Below are 5,791 nucleotides of genomic sequence, written 5' to 3' on the forward strand. Positions count from 1 at the left end.
GGCCCGGCCCCCTCGGAGGGCCGGGCCTTCCGGCGTCCGACGACGCGGGCGCACCCAGAAAAACCATGGACCGCTCCCTCTCCGCGGAGCACCCTGGGACCATGAGCCCACCGACCGAGTCGACGACGACCTGGCGGGTCCTCGAGGCACCGCACCCCCCGAGCCTCGACGCCCCCGACGCCTGGGCGTACCAGGGCATCGCCCAGGTCGAGGCCGAGGTCACGACAGAGATCCACGGCGACGACGACCTCGCCGACGAGGCACGAGACATCCTTGCCGGGATGGACAGCCAGCAGTACACGACCAAGCAGCGCTTCGTCGCCGTCCGCGCGGACGCACCCGAGACCCCGCGACCGCAGGACGTGCTCGGCCACCTGGCACTCGCCCTGCCGACCAGCAGCAACACCCACCTGGGCGAGCTGTCCGTGCAGGTCCGGCCGGCAGCCCGTCGGCAGGGGCTGGGGACGGCCCTGTGGGAGACGGGCGAGAAGATCCTCGTCGACGCGGGCCGGACCGTCCTGTTCACGGACACCCAGCACGGCGCCGAGCCGCCGCCCGGACCAGGGGCCCTCGAGGCGCGCACGGGCGCCGGGCGCGTCCCTGCCGACGACCCCGGGCCGCGCTTCGTCGCACGCAAGGGCTACGCGCTCGAGCAGGTCGAGCGCCACTCGATCCTGGCGCTGCCGGTCGACCCCATCCTGCTGGACGGCCTGCGCACGCGGGCCGTCCAGGCCGCCGGGCCCGACTACCGCACGCACGTGTGGGAGGACGACGTCCCGCAGGCATGGCGTGCACAGGTCGGGACGCTGTTCACGCGCATGAGCACCGACGCCCCGCTGGGAGACATCGACTTCCGCGAGGACCCGTGGGACGCGCAGCGCGTGGGCGTCTGGGTCGACGAGCTGCTCGGCAAGGGGCACGGCCTGCTCATGACGGTCGTCGAGCACGTCCCGTCGGGCACGCTCGCCGCGTTCTCGGTCCTCGCCTACCCCGAGGACCGCCCGGCGTTCGCGTTCCAGGAGGACACCCTGGTCCTGCGCGAGCACCGCGGTCACCGGCTCGGGATGCTCGTCAAGGTCGCGAACCTCGACGAGCTCGCCCTGCGCCGACCCGCGACCGCACGCATCCACACCTGGAACGCCGAGGAGAACGACCACATGCTCTCGATCAACATCGACCTGGGCTTCGCGCCCGCCGGCGGCTACGCGGGCTGGCAGAAGCGGGTGGGCGCGTGAGCGGCCCGTCGCAGGCCGCGGCACCCGCGGAGCACCAGTTCTCCGGCCCGACGGCGTGGCGCGTCCTGCGCGTGCCCGTCCCGGGCTCGCTCGACTCCCCCGAGGCGTGGGCCGTGCACGGGACGGTCCGCGCGGGCGACGCCGTCGACCGGGAGATCTACGGGCACACCGACCTCGCGCTCGACGCCGCGACGGCGCTCGTCACCATGACGGCCCAGCAGGAGTACAAGCGGAGCATCCGGCTGGTCGCGGTGCGTGACTCCCGTGCCGGAGGACCGGACGGCACCCCGCTCGCGAGCGACGTCGTCGGGCGGGGCATGGTGGGCCTGCCCCAGAAGGGGAACACGCACGTCGCGATCGTGTACGTCGGGGTCGATCCGGCGCACCGCGGCCAGGGCGCGGGCACCGCGCTCTGGGAGGAGGGCCTGCGCATCGCGCGCGAGGCCGGACGCACCGTGATCCTGTCGGACTCGTCGCACGCCCCCGAGCCTCCCCCCGGCCCCGGTGCGCTCGAGTCCCCGACCGGGAGCGGACGCGTCCCGCTGGAGGACCCCGGCACCCGCTTCGCGCTCTCGCGCGGGTTCGCGCTCGAGCAGGTCGTGCGGCACTCGGCGATCTCGCTGCCCCCACGCCAGGACGTCGTGGACCGGCTGCGCGAGGCCGCCCGTGCCGCGGCCGGCACCGACTACCGCGTGCACCTCTGGCAGGACGACGTCCCCGAGGAGTGGATCGAGGACTTCGCCGTGCTCGAGACCCGCATGAGCACCGACGCACCCTCGGGAGGGCTCGACCTCGAGGAGGACCCCTGGGACGCCGCCCGCGTGCGCGCGGCTTCCCGGTCGTTCGCCGACCGCGGGCAGGGGTACCTCATCGCGGTGGCCGAGCACGTCACGTCCGGACGGCTCGCCGGGTTCTCGATGGTCTCCTACCCGCACGACCGGCCCCAGGTCGTCATGCAGGAGGACACCCTGGTGCTGCGCGAGCACCGCGGCCACCGGCTCGGGACGCTCGTCAAGATCGCGGTGCTCGACGAGCTCGCGCGCGTGCGGCCCTCGTCGCGGCGCATCCACACATGGAACGCGCAGGAGAACCGGCACATGCTCGCGATCAACGAGGCGCTCGGGTTCGAGGTCGCGAGCGTCGACGCGGAGTGGCAGCTGCGGCTCGCGTGAGGCGGTGAGCGGAGCCGGCGCGGCGTGCTGCTGCGGCGCGGCGTGCTGCTGCGGCGCGGCGTGCTGACTCCAGCCGCTCGCCCGTCCGCCCGACAGAGAGCGATGTGTCGTTATTGTCTGGCCCGAGCGGGCCCCCGGGCGCGAGAGTGGAGCGCATGACGAGCACCGAGACCTCCCCCGGGCCCACGGCCCCCGCAGGCACGACCTGGCGTGCGGTCGACGCCCCTCCCGTCCCGCCCACGCTCGAGCACCCCGACATCTGGGCGTACCAGGCCTACAGCGAGATCGAGCACGACGTGCAGCTCGCGACCTGGGGCTGGACCGACTGGTGGGCGCCCCTGCCCGTGATCCACGGGGCGCTCCAGCAGCAGGAGTACCAGCGCAAGGTCCTGGTCGTCGCGCTCCCTGCGGGGGCGCCGGGAGCGGCCCCGGGGTCGGCAACCGACACCTCTTCCGGCGGCGACGTCCCGCTCACCGACGGCACGGCCCCGGCGCCCCGCGACGTGGGCGGTGCCGCGATCGTCAACCTCGCGACCGTGAGCAACACGCACCTCGCCTACGTCACGCTCATGGTGCGACCCGGGCTCGAGGGCCAGGGCATCGGCGACGTGCTCCTGGACCGGGTCGAGGAGATCGCGCGCGCCGCGGACCGGACCACGGTCATCGCCTTCAGCAACCACTCTCCCGAGCCCGCCCCCGGTCCCGACGCCCTCGACCCGCCCACAGGCGCGGGGCGGGTGCCCGCCTCGTCCCGGCCGGCCCGCTTCGCGCTCGGACGAGGTTTCACGCTCGAGCAGGTCGAGCGCGCCTCGGTCCTCCGGCTCCCGGTCGACACGACGCTGCTCGACGCGCTCGGCGAGCAGTCCGCGGAGGTGGCCGGGGACGACTACCGGCTGCACACCTGGTGGGACGAGGTGCCCACCGCGTGGGAGGACCAGGTCGCGGTCCTGTGGACGCGCATGAGCACCGACATCCCCAACGCGGGCCTCGACGTCGCGGAGAGCCGCTGGGACGCCGCACGCGTCCGCAGCCACCTGCGCGACCTCGCCGGACGGCACCAGCACGTGCTGATCACGGTCGCCGAGCACGCCCCCACCCGCACCCTCGCCGCCTTCTCGGTGCTGCAGATGCCCGTCCACGACGTGCCCTTCGCGTTCCAGGAGGACACGCTCGTGCTGCGCGAGCACCGCGGGCACCGGCTCGGGATGCTCGTCAAGGTCGCCAACCTGCGCGCCTACGAGGATCGACGACCCGGCGAACGCCGGATCAACACGTGGAACGCCCAGGAGAACGAGCACATGCTCGCGATCAACGTCGCGCTCGGCTTCGAGCCCGTCGGGGTCGCGGCCGTCTGGCAGAAGCGCCTCGACTGACGATCCTTCGGCCGTCACGGACCGTGCCGCCCGCCCGCGGCGACGGGCGCACCCGGCGGACGATCCGCCGTCGGGCGCGCCCGACTGTCCGGCACCGCACCTCACAACCGCTCGCACCGTGAGCCATCAGGACAACCCCGCAGGTCGCGGCCTACGGTTGTCGGGTCCGGCCAAGACCCGGGCGACCCCCGAAGACCCCCACCGACCAGGGAGCAGCGAGACCATCGTGAGCACTGCGAGCACACCGCCGATCGACGCCACCACCACTCCCTCCTGGGCCGACCTCACGGCCCACCAGGCCGCACTGAACCCAGACCTGCGCGCATGGTTCGCCCAGGACCCGGGCCGCGCCGCGCGCCTCACGTTCGACGCCGCCGACCTCCACGTCGACCTGTCGAAGAACCTCGTGACCGACGAGACGATCGCGCTCCTCGTGCGCCTCGCACAGGACGTCGACCTCGCCGGACGCCGCGACGCCATGTTCCGCGGCGACCACATCAACGTGACCGAGGACCGCGCCGTGCTGCACACCGCGCTGCGGCGGCCGTCCGGAGCCTCGCCGGAGCTGACGGTCGACGGCCAGGACGTCGACGCCGACGTGCACACCGAGCTCGCCAAGGTCTACGCATTCGCGGAGAAGGTCCGCTCGGGCGAGTGGACCGGCGTCACGGGCGAGCGCGTGCGCACGGTCGTGAACATCGGCATCGGCGGCTCGGACCTGGGCCCCGTCATGGCGTACGAGGCCCTCCTGCCCTACAAGGCCGAGGACCTCGACGTCCGGTTCGTGTCCAACATCGACCCGACCGACGTCGCCGAGAAGACCGCAGGCCTCGACCCGCGCACCACCCTGTTCATCGTCGCGTCCAAGACGTTCGGGACGCTCGAGACCCTGACCAACGCGCGCCTCGCGCGCGACTGGCTGTGGACCGAGCTCGCGGCCGTCGGCGCCATCCCTGGCGACGCTGACGACGAGACCCGCGCCGCCGCGGTCGGCAAGCACTTCGTCGCGGTCTCCACGGCCCTCGACAAGGTCGCCGCGTTCGGGATCGACCCCGCCAACGCGTTCGGGTTCTGGGACTGGGTCGGTGGCCGCTACTCGGTCGACTCGGCGATCGGGACGTCGCTCGCGATCGCGATCGGCCCGGCACGCTTCGAGGAGTTCCTCGCGGGCTTCCACGCGATCGACGAGCACTTCCGCACCACCCCGATCGAGCAGAACGTGCCCGCGCTCATGGGCCTGCTCAACGTGTGGAACGTCAACTTCCTCGGGGCCCACACGCACGCCGTGCTCCCCTACGCGCAGTACCTGCACCGCTTCCCGGCGTACCTGCAGCAGCTGACCATGGAGTCCAACGGCAAGTCCGTCCGCTGGGACGGGTCGCCCGTCACGACCGAGACCGGCGAGGTCTTCTGGGGCGAGCCCGGGACCAACGGGCAGCACGCGTTCTACCAGCTCATCCACCAGGGCACGCGCCTGGTCCCCGCCGACTTCATCGCCGTGGCCAACCCCGCGCACCCGCTGGCCGACACCGCGGCGGGCGACGAGCCCGTCGACGTCCACTCGCTGTTCCTCGCGAACTTCTTCGCGCAGACCAAGGCACTCGCGTTCGGCAAGACCGCCGACGAGGTCCGGGCCGAGGGCACCGCGGAGGACCTCGTGAGCGCTCGCGTGTTCTCGGGCAACCGCCCCACGACGTCGATCCTCGCGCCCGCGCTCACGCCCTCGGTGCTGGGCCAGCTCATCGCGCTCTACGAGCACATCACGTTCGTCCAGGGCGTCGTGTGGGGCATCGACTCGTTCGACCAGTGGGGCGTCGAGCTCGGCAAGAAGCTCGCGAACGAGATCGCCCCGGCGGTCACGGGCGACGCCGCCGCGCTGGCCGCGCAGGACCCGTCGACTCAGGCGCTCATCGGGTGGTACCTCGAGCAGCGGAGCTGACGCTCGGACTGCTGGTGCCGAGCACGAGGTTGCGCTCGTCCTGACGCCCAGAACGACCGCAACCTCGTGCTC

General features: G+C 73.0%; 4 protein-coding genes. All 4 read left to right on the top strand.

The features are described 5' to 3' along the window. Window positions 1–101 precede the first annotated feature (101 nt). The 4 genes from ACFWFR_RS16870 to pgi all read left to right on the top strand — a co-directional run bounded on the left by ACFWFR_RS16870 (window position 102) and on the right by pgi (window position 5,719). A complete protein-coding gene (locus ACFWFR_RS16870) occupies window positions 102–1,235 on the top strand; it encodes a GNAT family N-acetyltransferase (protein ID WP_377623764.1) in 1,134 nt (377 codons plus the stop codon). Then, window positions 1,232–2,407 (top strand): GNAT family N-acetyltransferase, encoded by a 1,176-nt coding sequence (locus tag ACFWFR_RS16875; RefSeq protein WP_377623765.1) that lies wholly within the window; start codon window positions 1,232–1,234, stop codon window positions 2,405–2,407. Before ACFWFR_RS16870 ends, ACFWFR_RS16875 begins: the two co-directional genes overlap by 4 nt. Window positions 2,408–2,562: 155 nt before the next feature. Beyond that, window positions 2,563–3,780, top strand: coding sequence for a GNAT family N-acetyltransferase (locus ACFWFR_RS16880; protein WP_377623767.1), 1,218 nt, complete (start codon window positions 2,563–2,565; stop codon window positions 3,778–3,780). Between the two features lie 226 nt (window positions 3,781–4,006). Continuing rightward, a complete protein-coding gene (gene pgi / locus ACFWFR_RS16885) occupies window positions 4,007–5,719 on the top strand; it encodes a glucose-6-phosphate isomerase (protein ID WP_377623769.1) in 1,713 nt (570 codons plus the stop codon). The last annotated feature ends 72 nt before the right edge of the window (window positions 5,720–5,791 follow it).

Origin of the sequence: Oerskovia sp. NPDC060287, assembly GCF_042726775.1 — a bacterium.
Lineage (GTDB): Bacteria > Actinomycetota > Actinomycetes > Actinomycetales > Cellulomonadaceae > Oerskovia > Oerskovia merdavium.

Coding starts and splice junctions, on each gene's coding strand:
- ACFWFR_RS16870 (WP_377623764.1), top strand. CDS start 102: ATGAGCCCACCGACCGAGTCGACGACGACCTGGCGGGTCCTCGAGGCA.
- ACFWFR_RS16880 (WP_377623767.1), top strand. CDS start 2,563: ATGACGAGCACCGAGACCTCCCCCGGGCCCACGGCCCCCGCAGGCACG.